Source organism: Segatella copri (genome assembly GCF_024330485.1).
Lineage (GTDB): Bacteria > Bacteroidota > Bacteroidia > Bacteroidales > Bacteroidaceae > Prevotella > Prevotella copri_L.
On the sequence record NZ_JANDWX010000122.1, the window covers coordinates 1 to 502 of the forward strand.

The 502-nt window shown below is 33.9% G+C and carries 1 protein-coding gene; it reads left to right on the forward strand.

Annotated features, from left to right (window positions below; translation table 11 throughout):
• Window positions 1-218: hypothetical protein (locus NNC77_RS16650; RefSeq protein WP_254971989.1), on the forward strand; the 218-nt coding region annotated here is incomplete at its 5' end.
• Window positions 219-502: the final 284 nt, after the last annotated feature.

Genomic DNA, 502 nt, shown 5'->3' on the forward strand with positions numbered 1-502 from the left:
TTTCAATTTTGATGATATGCTTAGGAATAACAACCATCTTATTTAAAAGATATGATAGTATTTGTGCAATATCCTTTGGTATTACATTCCTAAATATCACATACAAAGACAGGCGTAATAACCCACCGAGGTTTACAATAAGCTATATTGATTATCTTAAAGGATATGTTGTTGGTTTTATGTCTATAATGTATGGTTTGTTTAGAATTTTTGAATAATTAATCAAGTAATATGTCACGACTTATAAAAAACGTAAGTAGCAAAATTGCTATCAACGTTTTTTATAAGTCGCATATTTTTTACGCTTTCAACACATAATATTTCGCAGTCTCACCCTCTGGCTCATTACAAACAGAGTCTGTTGATACAATAAAGTTGGCATTCTTCACCTTGTATTCAATCTGTACAGGTCGAAATAGTTCATCATTTCTCGCGCTGTGCGAATCGGCAAGCCTCGATGAGTTTCTGCTTCAGCTTGCCACGGCCAGCCATCACAGATTTA